Origin of the sequence: Pelagicoccus sp. SDUM812003 (genome assembly GCF_031127815.1) — a bacterium.
In the GTDB taxonomy this organism is placed as follows: domain Bacteria; phylum Verrucomicrobiota; class Verrucomicrobiia; order Opitutales; family Opitutaceae; genus Pelagicoccus.
The window spans coordinates 16,305-37,979 of the sequence record NZ_JARXHY010000018.1 but is presented as its reverse complement, the minus strand read 5'-3'; the positions used below and the strand labels follow the sequence as shown (position 1 = coordinate 37,979).

Here is a 21,675-nt window from a genome sequence, read left to right as displayed (position 1 = left end):
CCTATCTTCGATTTGCTGCGACTAGAAGTGGTAGCCGACGCCGAGGTTTACGATTTCCTCGTTTTTGGAGGAGTCTGCGTAGTCGGTGAACTGGACGTCCGCTTTGAAGACCACGTTGTCGATAGGCCAGTAGTTGACGCCCAGATCGAAGAACGAGTCTTCGCTGTCGGTGTCGTCGCCCGCGAAGGTGTCGTAGACGCTGTAGCGAGCGAAGAGGCCCCAGTCGCCGGTCTCGGTGGCGAAGCGGTAGGACGGCTCGATGTAGTAGCCGAACTGCTCGTCGGCTCCGTTGACGCCGGCCAGGGCTCCGCCGATGTCCCAGCGAGCGTAGAGGGCCCGCAGGCCGAAGCCGCCGCGCTGGATGTCGGCGTGGGCGGATAGCAAAGTGGCGTCCGCGGTTTCGGCCAAGGTGCCTTGGGCCAGGTCTCCCTGGTATTGAGCGGTCACCCCGAACTGCATGCCTGGCAGTCCCGAGTAGGTGGCCCGTGTGGTGATGGCTCCGTCGGAGGCTTCCGCTTCGCCCACTTTCTGGCGTCCGCTGCGGATGTTGAAGGCCTTGCTGCCGGAGGTCGGCACGTAGAGGCCGGAGTGGGCCGCCGCATCGAAGGCCCAGCCGCTGGCGTTCTGATGGGTGTAGGCCAGTCCGCCTTCCCACCAGGTGGTCGGGATGATGTTTTTCTCAACGTTGTTTCGCTCCACGCCGTAGAAGGTGGCCGGCTCGTGGGTTTCGTTGAGAATGCCCACTGGCAGGAGGAAGAGGCCCGCCTTCAGCTTGTCGGTTTCGTTGAGATCGAACTCGATGAAGGCCTGCTCCAGCTCGACCTCGCCCGGCTGTCCGTCTCCGGCGATGGAGTGCTCGAGCTCCACTTCGGAAAACATGCGCACGCGATCGTTGAACTCGTGGCCGAAGAAGAGCACCCAGCGATGGAAATCCGCCTGGTCCTTCTTGCCGAAATTGTAGTGCAGTTCACCGTAGCCGCCGATGGAGGTCTTGCTGCGAGGGCTGGCGGCCCCGCTGCCGGTGTCGGCTACCACTTCCTCCACGAAGGACGCGGTCGCTTCGACCTGTTCGGAGGCGATGGAGATCGCCTGCTGCGTCTCCTGCAGCGTTCCCTCGGTCATGCCGACGCGTTCCTTGAGGGCTTCGATCTCAGCCTGCTGCTGTTGGATGATGGCCCACATCTCTTCGCGAGAAGGCAGCTCTTGGGCGCTCGCCCAGTGATTGCCCGCGAGGGCGCTAAGGGTCGCGATGCCCGCTAAGGCGCGACGTTTCCAGTGAGGATTGGATGATTTCATTTTTCGGAATGGATGCTGAGCCCGGCTCCGGAAACCCGAGCCGTGGCGTTGCTGTTGATACTCAGTATCAATAACGCGAACGGCTCGGAATCAAAGTACCGACCATCCGGGAGTCAATTCCTAAGTTGAGAAAAAGTCTCAATAGCAATAGAGGGGCGAAAGAAAGGCGCGTCCGTTGCGGGACGCGCCTGGCGAGTGGGATTGGGGGCGCTTTAGTGACCGCAGATGCAGGCGTATTCCTGCAGCTTGCAGCCGGAGCAGGTGTAGCTGGCGTAGTTGAAGCGTTCGCGGGTGACTTCGCCGGTCTGCGTGTCTTCGATCTCCAGGATCAGCGGCAGGCCTTCGCCGGCGGGTAGGGGGGCGGTGGATTCGGAGACGCTGTCGCTGACGGATTGAAACTCCAGGCGAGTGGGGTTCTGCCGGTCCCCTCCGATGAGGGCGTAGCTGAACGCGTCGCTGGGCAATGGCTCGAGATTTGCATCCAATGTTTGGAGACGAAGGCGCTTGTCTTCGAGAACCAGCAATTCGATCCGCGGATCGACGCTGGTGATGAGACGGCCTCCATTTGGGCCGGGCGTTTTCGCAAAGGTCTTTTCTCCGTGATCATGGTCGTGTCCTTCATCGTGGGCATGGTCGCCATGCTGGTGGCTTTCATCGCTGGCGTGACTGTGTCCATGGTCGTCCTCATGCCCGCCTCCGCAGCCAGTGAGGGCGAAGGCGGCGTAGCTGAGAAGGGAGATGGTTAGGAGTTTTGCTGTATTCATGTTTTGGATAGGTTTTTGAGAGGGTTAGTGATCTGTACTGGAAAAATGGATTTTAGTTAGTCGCTGGCGGCCGCTTTCTGCTGCACGGCCTTGAGGGCGGCCTTCTTTCCGAAGGTGTAGAAAACCGCTGGCGTGACTCCCAATCCCAGCAGGGTGGAGGTGACCAGTCCGCCCACGATGACTACGGCTACCGGGTGAAGGATTTCCTTGCCTGGCTGGTCGGCTGCCAGCAGCAGCGGCACTAAGGCGATGCTGGCGGATAGAGCGGTCATTAGTACCGGCACCAGGCGCTCCAGGGTGCCGCGTTCCACCATCTCGCGACTGAAGCTTTCCCCTTCGTGCCGCATGAGATGCAAGTAGTGGGAGACCATCATGATGCTGTTGCGCGCAGCCACGCCAGTCACGGCTATGAAACCGACTAGTGTCGCTATGCTGATGTTGTTCAGCATCAGCCAGGTGAGGATCAGACCGCCTATGAGAGCGAGAGGGATATCGCATAGTACTTGAATGGCGAATACAGGCGTCCGGAAGAAGCCATACAGCAGAAAGGCGACGATGAGAAAAACAATTGCGGATAGCAGAGCGATACGTTGCGAGGCTTCTTGTTGGGCCTGGAACTCGCCTTCGAAGCTGATGAAGTAGCCGTCTGGAATTTCTACTTGTTCCGCCACTCGGCGTTGCAGCTCCTGCACGCGGCTAGTGAGGTCTCTGGTGGAAGGGTTGATGCTGACTACGAAGCGACGCAGCGTATTCTCTCTTTGGATAACGTTCGGTCCCTTGGCCTCGCGCATTTGCACGATGGAGGAAAGGGGAATGCGCCCCCCGCCCTGCGTGTCGATATAGAGCTGCTCCAGGCGTTGCGGATTTTCCCTCCACTCCGGCCCGAGGCGCAGCACGAGGTCGATGGTCCGTTGTCCCTCGTACAGCTCGGCCAGCGTTTCTCCCCCCAGCAGGCTGGCTAGCTGATTGTTGAGCGAGCCTGGTGTAATGCCGTAGGCCAACGCCCGCTCGCGGTCGATTTCGAAGCGCAGCTGCGGGATGGGAGCCTGCTGCTCGACGCGAGCGCCTTCCAGCCCTGGAATGTCCTTGGCGATGCTTTGGATGTCCTGTCCAAGCCTACGAATCTGGTCGAGGTCCGAGCCGAAGATCTTGATCGCGACCTTGGCGGAGACGCCGCTGAGCATATGCCCGATGCGGTCTGCGAGCGGGCCGCTGATGGCGGTGAAGGTGCCGGGGATGGTTCGCATTTTCTGTCGTATTTCCTCCAGCACTACAGCTCGAGGGCGAGCGTCCGGAAGATCGCTGCGAAAATCGATGTCGAACTCCACCGTAGAAACGGGAACCACGTGGTCGCCACGTTCGGCCCGGCCGACGCGTCGCCCCACGGTGCGGATTTCCGGCACTTCCTTGAGCAGCTCGTCGGCGATGTCGGAGATCTGGTTGGTCTGCTGCAGCGACGTTCCCGGCGCGGCGGTGAGAGCGACGAGCGCGGTCTCCTCATTGAAGGAAGGCAGGAAGTCCTTGCCCATTTGCGGATACAGCGTCAGGGCGCCAGCCAGCAGCAAAGCCGCGATGCTCATTACGAGGAATGGAAAGTCGAGCGCCAGCCGCAGCCAGCTCCGTTTCAGGGCGCCTTTCAGCACGCGAACCAGCCAGCCGTCGCGTGCCGCTTCGGGGCGTTTTTTCGGGTTGAGAAGGAAGGAACAAAGGACCGGTATCACCGTTAAGGATACGATGAATGAAGCGATCATGCTAAGGATCGTCGCGATGGCGATTGGAGTGAAGAGGCGCCCCTCCACGCCGCTCAGACCGAGCAGAGGCATGAAAACTAGAATGATGAAGAGCGTGGCGTAGAGGATGGAGCTGCGCACCTCGGCTGACGCGGAGGCGATTACTTCCAGCTTGGGACTGGGCTCCTCGCGGGCCGCGTTTTCGCGCAAGCGACGAAACACGTTTTCCACGTCCACGATGGCGTCGTCGACCACCATGCCGATGGCAACCGCGATGCCGCCTAGGGTCATGGAATTCACGCTGATGCCCATGCCGTTGAAGATGAGGGCGGTGATGGAAAAGGAGAGGGGGATCGCGGTCAGGGTGATGAAGGTGGTGCGCAGATTGAGCAGGAAAACCAGCAGCACCAAGGCCACCATGATGGCTCCGTCGCGAATGGCTTCGCGCAAGTTTCCCACCGCGTGCTCGATGAAGTCCGCTTGGCGAAAGAGAGGCACCAGCTCCACGCTCTCCGGAGCGGCGGCCTGCAGCTCATCGATAGCCGCCTCCACTTTTGCCGTCAGCTCGAGCGTATCGAAGCCAGGAGCTTTGGTGACGCTGAGGATCACGCCAGCTTGTCCGTCGATGGCTGCGTCACCGCGCATGGGCTGAATGTCCCAGACCACGTCCGCCACGTCGGCGATGCGAATGGGGCGGTCGTCCACTTGCTTGATGACGGTGTCTGCGATGTGGTCTAGTTCGGTGGTCATGGCGAGGTTGCGCACCATGATCTCCTGCGGAGCGGAGACGAGGAAGCCGCCGGTGGTATTGGAGGCCGATTCGGAGGCGGCCTGACGTAGCTCGTCAAGCGTTATGCCGAGGGCTAGCATGCGATTGGGATCGGGCTGGATGTGCACCTGCTTGATGCCGCCGCCCATGCCGAGTGTTTCGGCCACGCCGGGAATGCTCTGCAATCTCCGGCTCACGGTCCAGTCCGCATAGGTGCGCAGATCCGCCGGAGCGATTTGATTCTCCTCGCTGCGAATGCCGATCAGCATGATCTCTCCCATGAGCGAAGCGACCGGCGTCATGTAAGGTTGGATACCGTCGGGGAGGGTTTCGCGGGCGCTTTGCAAGCGCTCCTGCACCAGTTGGCGAGCGTGGTAGATATCCGTTCCCCAATCGAACTCCACGAAGATCAACGAAAGCGCCACGTCGGATGTGGAGCGCAGTCGTGTCACTCCGGATACGCCCATCAAGGCGCTTTCCATCGGCACGGTGACGAGCGTCTCCACCTCCTCGGGAGCGAGGCCCGGGGCTTCGGTGAGCAGGGTGACGGTCGGTTTGGTCAGGTCCGGCAGGACTTCTACCGGCAGTTGTTGGGCGGAGCGAATGCCTAGGGCCAAGGTTGCCAAGGCGAGGGCGATGACCAGGGCTCGATGCCCCAACGAAAAGCGTATCAGTCGGTTCAGCATGACGGTGGTCTAGCGTTGGGACTTGAGCTTCAGGGCGCAGAGCAGGAGTAGCGTGGCCAGCAGTCCGGAGAGAATGCCTAGAAACAAGGTGAGCGGGCCGCTGCCGCTGCCGCCTGCCGCCGCTTGTTGCTCGTGTTGCTGAGTCGCTTTCTGGGCTGCGGTCATTTCGGAGCCGTCCTCGTTGTGCTCGTGTCCGTGGGCCGCGTCGAGGGCTTCCTTGAGCGATATGCTGCCACCGCCCGCGAACATCAGGGCGTATGAGCCTTTAGTGACCACGCTATCGCCCGGAAAGAGTCCGCTGAGCACTTCCGCATACTGTTCGTTCTGGGCCCCGATCTTCACGGGAGCTTTGACGAAGGCGTTTGGCAGGCTGAAGTCTTCCACGAAAACGAAGCGATTGATGCCGTCGCTCTGTATCGCGTCTTTGGGTACGGATAGGGTATCGCTCTTCGTGCCGATGAGGAGGGAGAACTCCGCCCGCATGCTGGGGCGGATGCGAGAGTCGGGGTTTTCGATGACGAAGTAGGCGTCGATGGTGCCGCTTGCCGCGTTGGCGGTGGTGCCAAAGCGAGCGAGGGTGCCGTCGAAGCGTTGGTCGCCGAGGGCGGCGACCCGAATCTCGGCGTGAGAGCCAAGCTGAAGCGCGCCCGCTTGGTCTTCCGGCAGGCGAGCCACGGCGTAGACTTCTCGCAAGTCGATGATCTCGAAGAGCTCGCTGTCGGGTGCGACGGGTTTGCCGAGGTGGGTATGGCTTTGCATGACCATGCCGTCCTGCGGAGCGTCGAGACGAATGCGCGGGGGCGGGTTGCCCGGTTGCAGGCTTTCGATTTCCACCAGCGTTTGGCCGGCGGAAACCACATCGCCCTCATGTGCGTAGACGGCTTTGATCCTTCCCGGCACGCGTGAGCTGAGAAAGCTCTTGCGGGAGGGGATCGGTTCGATCCGTCCGACCGCGAATAGGGTTTGGGCGAAGTCTCGGTATTCCGTATCGACGACTTCGATACCGAGGTTAGCCACCGCTGCATCGTCGAGGATGATCGGCTCGGCGCTATCGGCTAGGGCGGGGAGGAGCAATCCAGCCAGACACGCGATTTTCAAGCCGCGGTTGCGGCTGCGTTTTCTTGTATTCGAAAATGGGTACGGGATGGGCATGTTGAAATAGGTTAGTCGAGTTCCGGAAGGTCGACCCGAGCGAGCGTGAGCTCCAGTCGGGCGTCGGCGTAGGCGTCCAGCAGGTGGACGCGGTTTTCTTCCAGCTTTAGGGCGTCGAGCTCGGATTGCAGCAGCTCCAGGTAGCTGATTTGCCCGCGTCGATGGGCTTCCCGCTCCGATTCGAGCTGCCGCTGCGACAGCTCGAGCACTTCGCTTTGATAGCTGCGTAGTCGGTCACGGTAGGCCAGGGCTTCGTGGCGGGCGTGCTCGATATCGTTTTCTATGCGAAGCTTGATCGCTACGATTTCCTGACGGGAGCGATCGCGCAGGGCCTGCTTTTCCAGGGCCTTCAAGTCGCCTTTTTTGCGCAGGGGCAGGGGTATAGTCACTCCGACGCCGAGAAAGCGATCGGTGCCCACCCCTGCAGGCTCGTCCACGCTGCGCTCGTCCTCCCAGAAAACCGTAGCGGTGACGTCCTCCCAATTCTGGGCCCGAGCCAGGGCGATCTGGGCTTCGGCGCTGGACACGGCCAAGCTGGCGAGCTGGAAGGCGGGGTGTCGCTCGAGCACTGCCGGGTCGTAGCTCGGCAGGGATTCTTCCACCGTGATGGGACCATCGGATTCGAAATGGATGTGCTCGGCGCTGCGCCGCCCGAGAAGGGGGGCCAGTCGATGAATCAGCTTTTCGCGTTCCAGCTTCTGGTGGGTGAGGGCTTGCTCGGCCAGACGGAGCTCCATGGTGGCCCGGTTGGCGTCGATGAGGGAAACCTCTCCGGTGGCGGCCTGATCGTTGGCGAATCGCGCCAGCTCGCGGGCCTTGGAGCTCAGTTTTTCGCTGAGGCGTATGCGCTCCTCCATGACCTGGATTTGCAGGGCCAGCTCGCAGATGGATTCGGCGACCTCTCGCTCCGACTGCCTGACTTCGAGTTGGGCCATTCGCAGACCGATCTCGGAGACCGCCTTTTCCTTCTTCAGTCGGCTGGCCAAGGGGAAGCTTTGCTGAAAGCCCACGCTGATGGCGTGCTCGCCTTCGTTGTTGAACGCTTGGTCGGTCCCGTATTCGAGCGAGAGGCGCGGGTTGTCGAGGCGGCCGCTGTTGCGCAGGCGAGCTTCGGCCTCGGCCACTGCGAGCCGCGCCGCCTGCAGATCCGCGTTGCGCTCCAGGGCGTAGCGGATGGCGCTTGATCGAGTGAAGGTCTCCGGCTCGGTCTCGGCGGTGAGGGATCTATTTAGTAGGGTGAGGGCCAGCGCGAGGAACGTGGCGAAACGTCGAAAGGTCATGATGGGCTGCTGATTCGGTTGTGCGAACGCTTGAAGTGGCTCGGGCCGGGCGTTCGAGGCGCGATGCGAAGGCGTTTCCGAAGGAAAGCTCCGCGTGGTGGGGCGAATCAGAGCGCCCTAAAGCAGCAGCTGTACGGTGGTGGGGATGCCGCGAGCGGCGAGGCCAGGATCCTGCGGGAGGCGGGTGTATGCGGTCCGTTCCAGAGGCGCCAGGCATGGCTTTGGCAGTTCGGGGTGCCGGGGGAGCTCGAAGATCAGGTTCGGCTGCTTGAGCTGGGCTGCGGCGGCGTTGGTGACGACGTCCAGCTCGCTGGCCTCGATCAGCAGGTCGATGCAATGGTGGGAATCCTCGGGAGCTGCGGCTTGCAAGGCTAGGCAGCAGCCGCCTTCGGACGCCAATTCCGCTTCGCAAGCCTGTGGGTGCTGCTCGTCCTGGCAAAGACAGAGAAACAGGTTGCCCGATCCGGCGAATGCCAGCTGGCAGACGAGGATTAGCAAACCTAGGATTGTCGATAAGCGATTCACGGGAAGAGCAGACTTCGGCCAAAAGAGACGGAATCTCAAGTGCTATTGTTGCGAAAATTGTTTTTCGGGCGCCGGTCCTGCTGCGGCAGAGGGCCATGGAAGCTTTGGAAGAGCGGGGTTTTCGCAGGGAACGGCGGGCCGGACGATGGAACGCCAAAAGTTCGTATTGTCGCGAAAGGGGATTCTTTTCCGCTCGCTAATTTGCGGAAAGGCGCGATTGTGCAAGTTTTCTCAGGTAGAGCCTCCTGTGTCAGGTTCTAGGTATATTCCGGTTGTAGCGTCGCTGTTTGAATTTGCCTTTTTGTATACATACGACGCTTCAAAAGTAAGATTAGATGGAAATATACGTAGGAAACATCTCCTTCGGCTTAACGGAAGGAGACCTGCAGGATGCGTTCGAGCAGTTCGGCGCAATCTCTCAGTTGAAGATCATAACAGATCGGGAAACAGGTCGTTCGCGTGGCTTCGGTTTTGTCACGATGGACAACGACGATGAAGGCAGAGCGGCCATCGAAGGTCTCAATGGCCAAGAGATGGACGGTCGCGAGTTGACTGTTAGGGAAGCGACTCCTCGCGCTCCCCGCCAAGGTGGCGGCGGATTCCGCGGAGGCAATCGTCCTCGTGGAGGAGGCGGCTATCGCGGCGGAGGTGGCGGTGGCAACTACCGTGGCGGAGGCGGCGGCGGTGGCAGCCGCGACTTCAAGCCACGCGGCGGAAACGATCGCCGAGGCGGTCGTCGTCGCGACGACTATCAAGACGGCTACTAAGATCCGTTCGCCGCAAGCAGCGGCGTATTGAAATTTCGGAGACTCATCTCGCTGGCGCGAGGTGGGTCTTTTTTTTTGCGTACGATTTCGAGGGGGGCGTCTGGCATGGTTACACCCAGGTTACGCCGTTCGGTTTCTGCGCCGAACGGGTCACATTTCCGTTACGGGTCTGCTCGGACGTTGACCTTGGGGGAATTGGTGCAGGATCACATCGCTCGAAATGGGAGGCGGGTGAATCGAATCCATCGCTTCCGTTTTTGACAACGTATTCATAAGATGGAACATTTCAAAAAAGCTGCATTTCTCGGGTTTTTGACCTGTGTGGGTTTCGCGTCGGCGGCGCCGACGAACGCTCTCTACGAGGAGACGAAGTCGACAGTCACTCAATGGGCTGAAACGGAGAGTCTGATCTCGAAAGAGCTGAACGACTGGAAGAAGGAGAAGGCGATTCTAGAGGACATGGCCCGCATGCTGGAGAGCGAGCGCGAGACGCTAGCGGCCAAGATCGAAGAGACTCGCGACTCGGCCACGGAGGCGGATAAGCGTCGCTCGGAAGTCGTTGACCGAAAAGAGGCTCTTGAGGAAGCCAGCGACGTGGTTCGCTCCGAACTGGAAGCTTTGGAAGCGGGCGTTCGATCCTTGGTGCCGTATTTCCCGTCCAAATACGCCGAGAGCATCGCGCCGCTGATCCGGCAGCTGCCGAAGGAAGGCAAGGACACTCAGCTGTCGCTGTCGGTGCGCATGCGAAACGTGGTAGGCATCCTCAGCCAGGCCAATAAGTTCGACAACGTCATCAGTCTGGAGACGGAAACCCGCGAAGTCGGGGATGGCGTCAGCAAGCAAGTGAAGACGCTCTACTTCGGCTTCGCCATCGCCTACTACGCTGACGCTACAGGCGAGCATGCGGGGTACGGCTATCCGACAGCCGAAGGCTGGAAATGGAAGAGCGCTCCGGAATACGGGGCAGCGATTCTCGACGCGCTTTCCATGTATGAGAAAGGCAAGCAGGCGGAGTTCGTCGAACTGCCTGTCGTGATCAACTAACTACAGGGTTAAGATGAAAGCATCCAAGAAACTTATTTTTGGCGCCGCGATGTTCGCATGCGCCTCGGTCCTCTCCGCGGCGGCGGATTTGCAGTCGGTGAACGACCAGGCGAGAGAAGATCTCGATGCGGCCCTGCAGCGTTTGAGCGATGCCAGGCAAGCGATCCGGGAGGAAAGCGTACCGCTATCGCGTCGCATCAACGCCCTCAAGTCGGAAGTGCGCGGTCTGGGCTCCACTCTTGAGCGCGAGCAGCGCGCTCAGGATACGCGCACCATCGGTCTGGAAGCCTTGGAAGGGCGCGTGGCGGCTATCCAAGATGAAAACGATTATGTGAGCGGCATGATGAGCCAGTTCATGCAGGAGCTGCAGACCCAGATGACCGCCGCCGAGCAGCAGCAGTTTGACGAGCGCATCGATGCGGTACGCGAGTCATTGGAGTCGGCGGACGTGTCCAAGAAAGATCAATACGCGGCCCAAATCGATTTGGTCAAGCTTGGCATCCAGCGCCTTCACGATCGGTTTGGCGGAGCGGTTTACGCCGGGCAGGCGGTCGACGAGAAAGGCAACGTGCAGACGGGCAGCTTCGTCGAGCTCGGACCGGTCAGCGTGTTCGCCAGCCAAACCGGCGAGCAGGGCGGCATCATCGAGACCCACCAGGTGGCGGTGCCAAATGCGACCCCGCTCAATCCGGAGTTCAGCAAGAAGGTCGCCTCGCTCGCTCAATCGAAGGAGGGAGCCTTGCCCTTGGATGTGACCTTGGGAGCGGCCCTTGCCATCGAAGGTTCGAAGGAAACGGTTTCCGAACACGTGATGAAAGGCGGGATATGGGTTTGGCCCATCATCTTCTTCGCGGTCATGGCGGCCTTGCTCGCGGTCTACAAGCTGGTTGAAATCTACTCCATCAAGCAGCCGAGCGCCATGGAGCTCGGGGCCATCGTGCGCAAGATTCGCGACGGCCGAAAGGATGAGGCTTTGGCCGACGCCGGCAACTTGCCGTGGGAGTTTGGTCCTATGATTCAGGAAGCGGTGAAGAACAGCGACCAGGAGAAGGAGCTGGTGGAGGAAGTCATGTATGAGCGCATGCTGGAAGCTCAGCCGAAGGTGGAGCGCTTCCTTTCGGTCATCGCGGTGACTGCGGCGGTGGCGCCCTTGCTGGGGCTGCTCGGCACGGTGACAGGTATGATCAACACCTTCAAGATGATCACGCTATTTGGCACAGGGGACGCGAGCTCGCTTTCCGGCGGTATTTCCGAAGCGCTCATCACTACCGAGCTTGGTCTCGTGGTGGCGATCCCATCGTTGGTGGCCCATGCCATGCTCAATCGCAAGGCCCAGTCCATCATGGCCAACATGGAAAAGCTGTCCGTCGTATTCGTGAACGGACTACCGGGCCGCAAGGAAGAGGCTTACGCCCAATGAACGGGTTCTTTCAGGAGAGCTTCATGCCCATCTGGAATGCAGGTGGCGCTCTCATGTATCCCCTCGTAGCGTTGGCGATGCTGATCTTCTTCACCGGGGTGGAGATGATCGTCTATCTTAATAACCTCAAAGGCAAGCAGGCCTCCGACAAGACGATCGAGGATTGGGTGAACGACCCGAGTCACGCCAACGGGGAGATTCGCAGCATGATCGAGTACGGGAGGGATGCCCTGCCGCACCAGCGTGACGTCATCAACCGCTTCAGCGAAGTGCGCAACGAGCACCTGAGCCGCGTCGATCGACGCCGCATCATGCTGGCGGTCTTCGTGGGAGCGGCGCCGCTTACCGGACTGCTCGGCACTGTGATCGGCATGCTCAGCACCTTCAAGGGGCTCGCCATCAGCACTGGCGGACAGACCGTGAATATGGTGGCGGATGGCATTTCGGAGGCGTTGATCACGACGCAGTTCGGCCTCGTCATCGCTATCCCGGGATACGTCATGCTGATGATTATCGAGAAACGTCAAAACGCTTTGGATACGCTAATCACACGTCTCGAAGCCTGTGTCGCCAGAAAGGCGCGACAAATCAGTTAGGAGAACGATTTCAAATGAAGAACAGAAGATTGTTCGCGGAGAAGAAGGGGACGGAGGAAATCAATATTTCTCCGCTGATCGACATGGTCTTTATCCTCTTGATCTTCTTCATCGTCACCACGGTTTTCGTGGAGGAAACTGGTGTGGAGGTGAACAAGCCGCAAGCGGCGTCCGCATCGGATTTGGAGAAGAACAGCATCTTGATCGCCATCACCGAAAACGGGAATGTGGTCTACGGCGGCAAGGAAGTCGGCGTGAGCGGGGTGCGGCCGGTGATCCGCCGTCTGTATCAAAAGGAGAAGATGCCGGTGATCATACAAGCGGATCGTAAGTCTATCACGGATACGGTAGTGCGTGTGATCGACGAGGCGAAGCTCGCTGGGGCGATTTCCGTCAGTCTGGCGACTGAGGACTAGGTAGAGAACCGATGAGCGAATACTATCAATCCAAAGGCGTGCATCAGGGAGCGGCTCGCTTCGCTCGGATCTTCGTCTATTCGGTGCTTTTGGTGGCGGTATTGGTTTTCATCCTGCCGTTTACGCAGCACCTGATGAAGATCCAGGAAACCCGCACCGTGCGCAGCATCGACGTGGCCCTGCCGCCGCCTCCGCCTCCGCCGCCCGAGCCTCCGCCTCCGCCAGAGGAGAAGGTGGAGCAGCCCAAGCCGGAGCTGCAGAGCCAGCCCAAGCCGATGAGCTTGAGCCAGCTGCAGCTCGCCATGAACCCCGGCACGGGGAACGCCATGGGGGCCGCGTTCGGAATGGGCGGCTTCGAAGTCGAGACCAACGCATTGGACGATATTCAGACCTTTAGCGTGGCCGAGCTCGACGAGCGTCCGAGCCCCATCCGCCAGCCTAGTTGGACTTGGCCGCGTCACGCCATCGGAAGGGTGAGGGACGACCTGGTGGTGCGGGCCTTGATCATCATCGACGAGAATGGCCATGTGAATTTCCAGCGCTTCCAAAGCATCAGCGAGCACATCGTGGACGAAGAGGTGATCGACTATCTGGAGTCGTTCCGTTTCACCAGTCCGACCAAGGACGGAAAGCCAGCGCGGGCGCGCTTCCTTTTCCCGATGACCCTGGAGCGCCCTTAATCATTTAGTTAGAATTTGGATACAATTGTGATGAAAGCAGCAAAACGAATTGTAGCGCTAGCGTGCGTTTTTATCGGTTCGGGCCTAGGCGCTCAGACCTATCCGCTCAGCGAAAACTTCTGGAAGAATCCGGAGTTCAAAAACCGGGTCTTGGGCAGCTACGGCGTCCATAGCGAACTCGAGCCGAAGCTCAGCGACACGGAAGGGGAATTCTTCAAGACCTTGATCGCGGTTTTGGAGGCGGATCTCGCTCAGGGGGCGACTCTGCTGGAGGACCGAATCACTGCGGATTCCAGCGCCGCGCTCGACTTCATGCTGGGCACCATTCGCATGCAGTTGGGGCAAGTCGATCAGTCGATCGCGGCCTACGAGCGAGCCATCAAGAAGTTTCCCAATTTCATGCGCGCCTACAAGAATCTAGGCATCGCCTACATTCAGAACCAGCAGTTGGAAGAGGGCATCGACGTCATCGTCAAGGGCATGGAGCTGGGTGGAGCGGATGGCCTGTCGTATGGGCTTCTTGGGTACAGCTATTTGAACCTGGGTCTCTACTCCTCCGCGGTCAACGCCTACAGCCTTGCCATCGCTTTCGACCCGAAGTCCAAGGATTGGAAGCTGGGCAAGACGCGAGCGCTCATCGAGCTGGAGAACTTCGAAGACGCAGCCGGGCTGGTTTCCGAACTGATCGCGCTCGATCCGGCCAATCACGAGCTCTACCTGCACCAGGCCAACGTGAGCCTGGCCCGCGAGGACGTGAACGGGGCCATGGCCAATCTGGAAATCGCTCGCCGCATGGGCGAGGGCGATGAGAACAGCTTGTTTCTCCTTGCGGACATCTATGCGAATCGGGGCATGTACGATCTGGCGATCGGCACCTATCGAGACGCCTTGAAGCAAACGCCGGAAAAGCAGCGCCGTTTCGCCAGCGTTTCGCGGGCCATCGGCTCCTTCATCGAGAACGGGGAATGGCGCCACGCCCTGGAGCTGGCGGATATCGCGGAAGCCCAGATGGCTGACGAGCTCGACAAGAGCGCAAACCTCGAGCTGCTCAACCGCCGAGCGGAGGCCCAGCTCGGAGCCAACAACGACGCCGCTGCCGCGGAAACCCTTGAGAAGATCATCGAGGAGGATCCGATGAATGGACGCGCCTTGCTCCTGCTCGCTCGATTCTCATGGAAGCAAGGCGATATCGAAGAAGCCGAGTTCTTGTTCAGCCGCGCTGAAAATATCGAAACGGTGGCCAGTCAGGCGTACCTGCAGCACGGACAGCTTCTCGTCGAGCAGCAGTCCTATTCCGAAGCGGCCAAGCTGATCCGCAAGTCGCTCGATCTGGAGTACCGATCCAACGTGGCGGACTACCTGCGCGCGGTGGAAGAAGCGGCGAGCCGTAGCTAGGGGGCTTCTTAGCAGGGCTGGTGAAACGGGCCGCGCATCGGGCGGTCCATAGAAAGAACGGGAAATTTGAGACGGTGGGTTGTGCGTCCTGCCGTTTTCCGTTTGGTACGCCTAGGTGGCCGCTCGCGGCCAGACCTGTCACGCTCTCCAACCCAATTTCGCTCATGATGGTACGCCCTTCGACCGCCCTACTCGCCCTCGCCATGACCGCGCTTTTTACTCCCCCTTCCGATTCCAGCGCTCAAGCAGACGCTACTGCTGGAGCCGCTCTCAAGGAGGTGGCCCCTTTCCCCGTGGGAAACGCGATTTGGGTGAAGCGCTACCAGAAGGACGGCGCGATGCGGGACCTGCTGCTGACGCACTTCGATAGAGTGACGGCCAATAACGAGATGAAGATGCACTTCATCGCCCGCAGGCCGGGCAAGCTCTCCTTCAGGTCGGCGGATCGGGTGATGTCCTTCGCCCGGAGGCATGATCTTCGCGTTTTCGGCCACGCCCTCATCTGGCACAGCGCCACGCCGGACTGGGTTAAGGAACTGGGAGCGAAAGACCCGCAGGCTCTGGACGCCTTCATGAAGCGCTACATTCAAACCTACGTCGGCCGCTACCGTGGCGAGATCGACGGCTGGGACGTGGTCAACGAAGCCATGAACACCTCTGGACCGGGGTATCGGGAGTCCATTTGGTACCAGGCCCTAGGAAAGGAATACATTGCCAAGGCCTTTCGCTACGCCCATGAGGCCGATCCTGACGCGACCTTGTTCTACAACGATTTTAACATCGAACGGGATGGGGAGAAGCTGGACACTGCCTTGGAGATGATCGCCGAGCTGCAAGCCGATGGGGTGCCGATCTCCGGGCTCGGATTTCAGATGCACATCCGCATGGACATCTCCAACGATGTCATCGAGGAGGCCTTGCGCAAAGGGGCTGCCACCGGCTTGCAGATCCATCTCTCGGAAGTGGACATCATCTTCAACCGGCACGATGACAGCTTTGGGGGAGGCGAGCAGATTTACGACGAAGTCACCGACGAGATGTTGGCCCAGCAGGGCGACAAGTATCGCCAGCTGGTGGAAATCTATCGCCGCGTGGTGCCGGAGGAGCAGCAGTACGGAATTACCTTCTGGGGCTTCAACGATGGCGACTCCTGGATTCGCGGCTTTTTCGATTTGCAGGATTGGCCCTGTCTCTTCGACGACGAATTGCAGCCGAAGCCGGCGTTTTTCGGTTTCCGAGAGGGGCTCGGTTCGCAGTTGGAAGACTAGCGCTCGGGCGTCCGACGGGGGGCGGCTAGCGCCCGGCGAAGGTGGCGTTCTTGCGATACTGGGAGGGCGTCACCCCGAGCTTCGCCTTGAAGCTGCGGGAAAACGCCGGCAGGGACTCGTAGCCGCAGTCCAGGGAGATCTGCGTCAGCGAAGCGTTGGAGTGGGCCAGCAATTTCACCGCCCGGTTGAGCTTGTAGTGCACCAGGTAGCTACCGAGGCTGATGCCGGTGAGAGCCTTGAAGCGCTTGCGCAGGTGGCTCTCCGAGATGGCGAGGCCCTGCGAGAGACGCTGTATGTCCGCTCGCGCTTCGCTGTGGGACTCCAGCAGGTGGTTGACGCGCTCCACCAGGGCGTAGCCGCTGGAGCTGCGCGGCGGCTGCTTGACCAGCGGGGCGCTGCGCTCGAGGGCGAGGTGGCGCAGCTGAGTGAGCAGCGTCGAAGCGGATAAGGTGAGCAGATCGAGGGCGGCGTCGGCGCTGTCCCGCCGACTGTAGGCTTGGGCGATCTCCAGGCAGCGCCGCAGGTGCTCCGGCCCCAGCTGCAGCGGCAGATTGGCGAAGGAGTCGAAGGGCTGGTCGTTTTCCGTTTCGAAGGTGATGAACAGCCAGCAAAGCTCGTCCCCTTGAAGGTCGATGTAGAAATGGAACTGGTAGGGGCGGATGAGAAAGGCGGTGCCTGGCTGCAGGGGGTAGGCGGCCCCGTCCACGTTGATGGAGCCTGCGGTCTGAAAGGTGACCAGCAGCACATGCCGGTGATGCGGACGGCTTTCGAAGGTGCGCTGCTGCAAGGCCTGCTTGTTTCGACGCAGAAAGACCACGATGTTGTCGGCCAGGCAGAGGGAGCGCGGACGGATGCCGTGGAAGTAGTCGCGGGGAACCAGGTGCGGCAGGGCGCTCAGATCCTTCGCAAACGAGGCCGGGTCAATCATGTCGCCAGAAATATCAAATATCGGATCTGAAATGCAAATATTTGCTCAAAGAGATTTTGGTAAACTGAGTTTCCTTCAAATCGAGAACCCCTAGAAGCGAAACGGGAGGGCCCAGCATGCAGAACGGCGAACTACAGGCGTTTGAACGCATACCAGTCGAAATCTATCCGGACGCTACCAAGGCGGTGGCCACGGTGGCCGCGGAGATCGCGACAGCCATTCGGGAGCGTCAGGCGGCGGGGCGCGATTTCGTGCTCGGGCTGGCTACGGGCTCCACGCCGGTACCGCTCTACAAGGAGCTGATCCGCTTGCATCGGGAGGATGGGCTGAGCTTTTCCAATGTGATCACCTTCAACCTGGACGAATACTTCCCCATCGGCCACGAGCATCCCGAGAGCTATCACCGGTTCATGAAGGAGCAGCTCTTCGACTACATCGACATCCCGGAGGAACGTATCCACGTGCCTAGCGGCGAGGTCGGTCGCGACGACGTTTTCGCGGCCTGTCAGGCTTACGAGGAGGCCATCGCGGCCGCGGGAGGGATCGATATGCAGATCCTCGGCATCGGACGCACCGGTCACATCGGATTCAACGAGCCGGGATCCGGCATGCGTTCGCGCACCCGTCTGGTGACGCTGGACCGTCTCACCAAGCTCGACGCGGCGCGGGATTTTTTGGGCGAGCACAACGTGCCGCGCTACGCGGTGACCATGGGCGTGGGCACCATCATGGACGCGCGTTCGCTTGTATTGCTTGCGTGGGGACGATCCAAGGCGGAGGTGATCAAGCAGGCGGTGGAAGGCGAGCCGCGCGACAGTCTGCCCGCCAGTTTCCTGCAGGCCCATCCGTCGGCTCGGTTCGTGTTGGATGAGGCGTCCGCTTCCGAGCTGACGCGAAACCGCCAGCCCTGGCGCGTCGGTTTCCCCGACTGGACGCCTGAGCTGAGCCGCAAGGCCATCGCCGAGCTATCGCTGAGCCTGGACAAGCCGCTGCTCAAGCTGGTGGACAAGGACTATCAGGAAAACGGCTTGTCGGAGCTGGTGACCGAGCAAGGCCCGGCCTACGGTCTGAACATTCGCATCTTCAACGAGCTGCAGCACACCATCACCGGCTGGCCTGGCGGCAAGCCCGACGCCGACGACACCTATCGACCGGAACGGGCTCAGCCCGCTCGCAAGCGAGTGCTGGTGCTGAGTCCGGAGCCGCAGGATGACGTGCTGGCCATGGCGGGCACCTTGAGCCGTCTCGCCGCTCACGGGCACGATATCACGGTGGCCTACCAGACATCTGGCAGCTTGGGCGTCCCGGACGAAGAAGCGCGCTGGGCGGCGGAGCTGATCGTGGAAGCGAGTCGCGGGGAGGAGGCTGTATTGGCGAAACGGGTACTCTTGGAGCTCGACGAAAAGGGGGCGTTCGATCAGGACACCAAGCAGCTCAGGGAGTTCAAGGCCTACATTCGCCGTAACGAGGCCCGAGCCGCTCTGCAGCGCTGCGGAGTCGATCTCAGCTGTATCCGCTTTCTGGATCTTCCGTTTTATGAAAACGGCCGCTACCGCCAGTTTCAGGTCGGTGAGGCGGACGTGAGCGAACTGGAAAAACTGCTGCGTCGCTCCATGCCCCATCAAGTCTACGCCACCGGATCCGACGCCGACCCGAGCTCCGTTTCCGCCAAGGGATTTGAGGTGTTTCGCTGCGCTTTGGAGAGATTGCGAGGCGAGGCGTGGGTGGAGGACTGCTACGTCTGGCTCTATCGCAGCGACGGGCGTGAATGGGCCGCTCACCAGACGGAGATGTCGGTGCCGTGCAGTCCAGACGAGCTCAAGATCAAGGCCCAGGCCATCTATCAGCACCGCTCGCAGCGCAGTCAGGTGCCGGTGCTGGACGAGGAGCAGACGGAAGCGTGGGAACAGGCCATCGCTCGAAACCGGCAGACCGCTACGACCTACGACCGTTTCGGACTGGCGGAATACGAAGCGATCGAGTGTTTTGTGCGGTGGCGTCCCTAGCGTAATCCTTTGGACCGACGAGAAAACCCCAAATCGCAACCAAGCCAATGAGTCGAATGTATGTACCGGATGGAATCGCGGAGGCGCAAGCCATGTCCCGAGTGACGCGCATGGGTATCGGAGCCCATCAGGACGATCTGGAAATTTTCGCCTACCACGGCATCGCCGCTTGCTACGAATCGGAGGACGAGTGGTTTGCTGGAGTCACGGTGACGGATGGCGGCGGCAGCGCCCGCGTCGGACCGTATCAGGATTTTACCGACGAAGAAATGAAGGCCAAGCGGGTGGCGGAGCAGAACGAAGCCGCTCGACTAGGGCGCTACGCGCTTCAGGTCCAGCTCGGCGTGCCCAGCTCGCAGGTCAAGGATCACGAGAGTTCGCGAGCGTTGGTGGATGATCTGGAGGCCTTGCTGCGAAGCTGCTCTCCCCGGGTGCTCTACCTGCACAATCCCGCCGACAAGCACGATACCCACATCGCGGTTCTGAGCCGTTGTCTCGAAGCTCTGAGACGCCTGCCGCCAGCGCTCCATCCGGAGGCGGTCTATGGCTGCGAAGTGTGGCGCGATCTCGATTGGCTGGATGACGGCAGGAAAATAGCTCTGCCGGTAGACGCGTATCCGGACCTGGCTCGCCAGCTGATCGAGGTCTTCGATTCGCAGGTGGCCGGCGGCAAGGACTATGTCGCTGCCGCATTGGGACGGCGCTTCGCTAACGCCACCTTTTTCCAATCTCATAGCGTGGATACGGCCAAGGCCCTTACCTTTGCCATGGACCTGAAACCGTTGCTCGCGGAGCACGCTCCCAGCCCTGCTGATTACGTGAAGGGATTCATAGATCATTTTAAAATGGATACGCTGCAGCGCATCGAGCGCTTCGCGGCGAAATGAACATACAACCCACTCGACGATGCCCCACCTCAAGCACTGCCTTGCAGCCCTGTTCGCACTCTTCGCCCTCATCTCAACTGTCGCCAAGCCGATGACCGATCAATTGCTGCCTGTTCCCCAGTCCATCGAAAAAGGCCAAGGGCGTTTTCGCCTGGAAGCGACGTTTCAGGTAGCGGTCGAGGGAAATCCCGACCCGCGCATCTACTCGGCAGCGTCGCGCTTCCTGCGTCGTCTGGACGGTCGCTCCGGGCTTTTTTTCCCTCAGGACTACGTGAAGCCGACCGACCTTGCGGATGCCTCGGATCTGCTGATCACGGTTTCGCGTCCGGGAAGCGTCGCTCTGGGCGAGGATGAATCGTATCGTCTCGTCGTAGAGAAAAAGCGGATACGGATTCTTGCGGAGACCGATCTTGGAGCGATGCATGGGCTGGAGACGCTTCTGCAGCTGCTCTCGGTGGATGAGGACGGCTTCTATTTTCCAGCCGTTGAAATCGAGGATGCTCCACGATTCGCTTGGCGAGGTTTGATGATCGATTCGGCACGGCATTTCATGCCGATGGATGCGCTGAAGCGAAACCTCGACGGCATGGCGGCGGTGAAGCTCAACGTCATGCACTGGCATTTGACGGAAGACCAAGGCTTTCGTGTGGAAACCAAGAGCTATCCGCGCCTGCACGAATTGGGTTCCGATGGCATGTACTACACCCAGGAGCAGATACGCGAGATCGTTGCGTACGCGGCCGATCGCGGCATTCGCGTGTATCCGGAATTCGATGTGCCAGGTCACGCCACCGCTTGGCTGGTGGGGCATCCGGAGATGGCTTCGCTGCCCGGGCCCTACGAAATCGAGCGTGGCTGGGGGATCTTCGAGCCAACGCTCGATCCAAGCAAGGAGGTAGTCTACGAGATCTTGGAAGCGGTGTTCACCGAAATGGCAGCTCTTTTTCCCGATCCCTACTTTCATATCGGAGGGGACGAGGTGGAAGGGCACCACTGGGAGCAGAGCGAGACCGTGCAACGGTTCATGGAGGAGAACGGACTCGCGGACAAGCATGCCCTGCAAGCCCATTTCAATCAGCGTATCCTGAAAATACTGACGAAACTAGAGAAGCGGATGATCGGTTGGGACGAGATCCTGCATCCCGAGATGCCGACGAATATCGTCATCCACTCCTGGAGAGGACGAGAGTCCATGGTGGCCGCCGCGAAGGACGGATATCAAAGCATACTGTCCAACGGCTACTACATCGACCTGATGCAGCCAGCGAGCGAGCATTACCTAAACGATCCGCTTCCCAAAGACGTGGACTTGAGCGAGGCGGAGCGAGAGCGCGTTCTCGGAGGAGAGGCGACCATGTGGAGCGAGCATGTGACGCCGGAGACGGTGGACTCCCGCATCTGGCCGCGAACCGCGGCCATCGCGGAACGGCTTTGGTCCTCCGCGGAAGTCGACGACGTGAGGGATATGTATCGAAGATTGGATACGATTGCCCTGCAGCTCGAGGAACTCGGTCTAGCCCATCTGAAAAACAGGGACATGATGATGCGGCGCTTGGCTCGGGGATACGACTACTCTGCGCTGGAGGCTTTGGCCGATGTCGTGGAACCGCTCAAGATCTACCGACGAAACGCAGATCTCTCCTATCGTTCCTTCTCGCCCTACACCCTGCTTCCCGACGTGGCCACCGCGGACGCCCGAGATGCATTGAGATTCCGCTTTCTCGTGGAGGACTACTTGGCGAATCCGAGCGAAAGGCGCCAGCAAGCCATCTCGAAGCAGCTGCGTAGATGGGCGAAGAACCATGACGCCTTTGAGGCGCTCGCTCGCAAAGCCCCGGCGATTCGCGAGGCCTTGCCGATCTCCCAAGCCTTGAGCGACCTGGCAGGGTTGGCGTTGGCGGCGATGGAGCGGGAAGATCCCTTTGTCTGGGATGAAACGACCGAAGCCCTTTTCGAAGCGGCGCGTCAGCCAGTGGCGAAAGTCGAGCTGCAGGTCGTCCAGCCGATCGAGGCCCTGCTTCGATCGCTGGAACAGTAGCGCCTAGCATCTTCCATCTCAAACATGT

18 protein-coding genes are annotated in these 21,675 nt (G+C 60.3%); 11 read left to right on the top strand and 7 right to left on the bottom strand.

What is annotated here, in order from left to right; all coding sequences use genetic code 11:
* Positions 1 to 21: 21 nt before the first annotated feature.
* The 6 genes from QEH54_RS19615 to QEH54_RS19590 form a co-directional block, all read right to left on the bottom strand.
* Complete coding sequence (locus QEH54_RS19615) at positions 22 to 1,296, bottom strand: porin (RefSeq protein WP_309020412.1); 1,275 nt, start codon at positions 1,294 to 1,296, stop codon at positions 22 to 24.
* A gap of 212 nt (positions 1,297 to 1,508) precedes the next feature.
* Positions 1,509 to 2,060: a hypothetical protein gene (locus QEH54_RS19610; protein ID WP_309020411.1), complete on the bottom strand. Its 552-nt coding sequence runs from the start codon at positions 2,058 to 2,060 to the stop codon at positions 1,509 to 1,511.
* 56 nt (positions 2,061 to 2,116) lie between these two features.
* Entirely contained in the window at positions 2,117 to 5,245 is a 3,129-nt protein-coding gene (locus QEH54_RS19605) for an efflux RND transporter permease subunit (RefSeq protein ID WP_309020410.1), read from the bottom strand.
* A 9-nt stretch (positions 5,246 to 5,254) separates the two neighbouring features.
* Positions 5,255 to 6,397, bottom strand: a complete 1,143-nt coding sequence (locus QEH54_RS19600) for an efflux RND transporter periplasmic adaptor subunit (RefSeq protein WP_309020409.1) — start codon at positions 6,395 to 6,397, stop codon at positions 5,255 to 5,257.
* Positions 6,398 to 6,408: 11 nt separating this feature from the next.
* Positions 6,409 to 7,677, bottom strand: coding sequence for a TolC family protein (locus tag QEH54_RS19595; RefSeq protein WP_309020408.1), 1,269 nt, complete (start codon positions 7,675 to 7,677; stop codon positions 6,409 to 6,411).
* Between the two features lie 117 nt (positions 7,678 to 7,794).
* Positions 7,795 to 8,202 carry a hypothetical protein gene (locus QEH54_RS19590; RefSeq protein ID WP_309020407.1) on the bottom strand — a complete coding sequence of 136 codons (408 nt, stop codon included), beginning with the start codon at positions 8,200 to 8,202 and terminating at the stop codon, positions 7,795 to 7,797.
* A 335-nt stretch (positions 8,203 to 8,537) separates the two neighbouring features.
* On the opposite strand from QEH54_RS19590, the gene QEH54_RS19585 reads away from it, so the two are divergent.
* From QEH54_RS19585 to QEH54_RS19550, 8 genes are all read left to right on the top strand, one after another.
* On the top strand, positions 8,538 to 8,969 hold the full coding sequence (locus QEH54_RS19585) for an RNA-binding protein (RefSeq protein ID WP_309020406.1): 432 nt from the start codon (positions 8,538 to 8,540) through the stop codon (positions 8,967 to 8,969).
* A gap of 276 nt (positions 8,970 to 9,245) precedes the next feature.
* Positions 9,246 to 10,013 (top strand): DUF3450 family protein, encoded by a 768-nt coding sequence (locus tag QEH54_RS19580; RefSeq protein WP_309020405.1) that lies wholly within the window; start codon positions 9,246 to 9,248, stop codon positions 10,011 to 10,013.
* A gap of 13 nt (positions 10,014 to 10,026) precedes the next feature.
* Entirely contained in the window at positions 10,027 to 11,433 is a 1,407-nt protein-coding gene (locus QEH54_RS19575) for a MotA/TolQ/ExbB proton channel family protein (RefSeq protein ID WP_309020404.1), read from the top strand.
* On the top strand, positions 11,430 to 12,029 hold the full coding sequence (locus QEH54_RS19570; RefSeq protein ID WP_309020403.1) for a MotA/TolQ/ExbB proton channel family protein: 600 nt from the start codon (positions 11,430 to 11,432) through the stop codon (positions 12,027 to 12,029). The genes QEH54_RS19575 and QEH54_RS19570 overlap by 4 nt, the downstream gene beginning before the upstream one ends.
* Positions 12,030 to 12,043: 14 nt before the next feature.
* A complete protein-coding gene (locus QEH54_RS19565; RefSeq protein WP_309020402.1) occupies positions 12,044 to 12,445 on the top strand; it encodes a biopolymer transporter ExbD in 402 nt (133 codons plus the stop codon).
* Positions 12,446 to 12,456: 11 nt separating this feature from the next.
* Positions 12,457 to 13,125: a hypothetical protein gene (locus tag QEH54_RS19560; protein WP_309020401.1), complete on the top strand. Its 669-nt coding sequence runs from the start codon at positions 12,457 to 12,459 to the stop codon at positions 13,123 to 13,125.
* Positions 13,126 to 13,155: 30 nt separating this feature from the next.
* Entirely contained in the window at positions 13,156 to 14,520 is a 1,365-nt protein-coding gene (locus QEH54_RS19555) for a tetratricopeptide repeat protein (protein ID WP_309020400.1), read from the top strand.
* Between the two features lie 164 nt (positions 14,521 to 14,684).
* Entirely contained in the window at positions 14,685 to 15,788 is a 1,104-nt protein-coding gene (locus QEH54_RS19550; RefSeq protein ID WP_309020399.1) for an endo-1,4-beta-xylanase, read from the top strand.
* A gap of 25 nt (positions 15,789 to 15,813) precedes the next feature.
* On the opposite strand, the gene QEH54_RS19545 is transcribed toward QEH54_RS19550, so the two are convergent.
* On the bottom strand, positions 15,814 to 16,716 hold the full coding sequence (locus tag QEH54_RS19545; RefSeq protein WP_309020398.1) for an AraC family transcriptional regulator: 903 nt from the start codon (positions 16,714 to 16,716) through the stop codon (positions 15,814 to 15,816).
* 116 nt (positions 16,717 to 16,832) lie between these two features.
* Between QEH54_RS19545 and nagB the strand changes: the two genes are divergently transcribed.
* The 3 genes from nagB to QEH54_RS19530 are packed head-to-tail and all read left to right on the top strand — an operon-like array spanning position 16,833 to position 21,647.
* Positions 16,833 to 18,722, top strand: coding sequence for a glucosamine-6-phosphate deaminase (nagB, locus tag QEH54_RS19540; protein WP_309020397.1), 1,890 nt, complete (start codon positions 16,833 to 16,835; stop codon positions 18,720 to 18,722).
* Between the two features lie 47 nt (positions 18,723 to 18,769).
* On the top strand, positions 18,770 to 19,609 hold the full coding sequence (locus tag QEH54_RS19535; RefSeq protein ID WP_309020396.1) for a PIG-L family deacetylase: 840 nt from the start codon (positions 18,770 to 18,772) through the stop codon (positions 19,607 to 19,609).
* 19 nt (positions 19,610 to 19,628) lie between these two features.
* Positions 19,629 to 21,647, top strand: a complete 2,019-nt coding sequence (locus QEH54_RS19530; RefSeq protein WP_309020395.1) for a family 20 glycosylhydrolase — start codon at positions 19,629 to 19,631, stop codon at positions 21,645 to 21,647.
* The last annotated feature ends 28 nt before the right edge of the window (positions 21,648 to 21,675 follow it).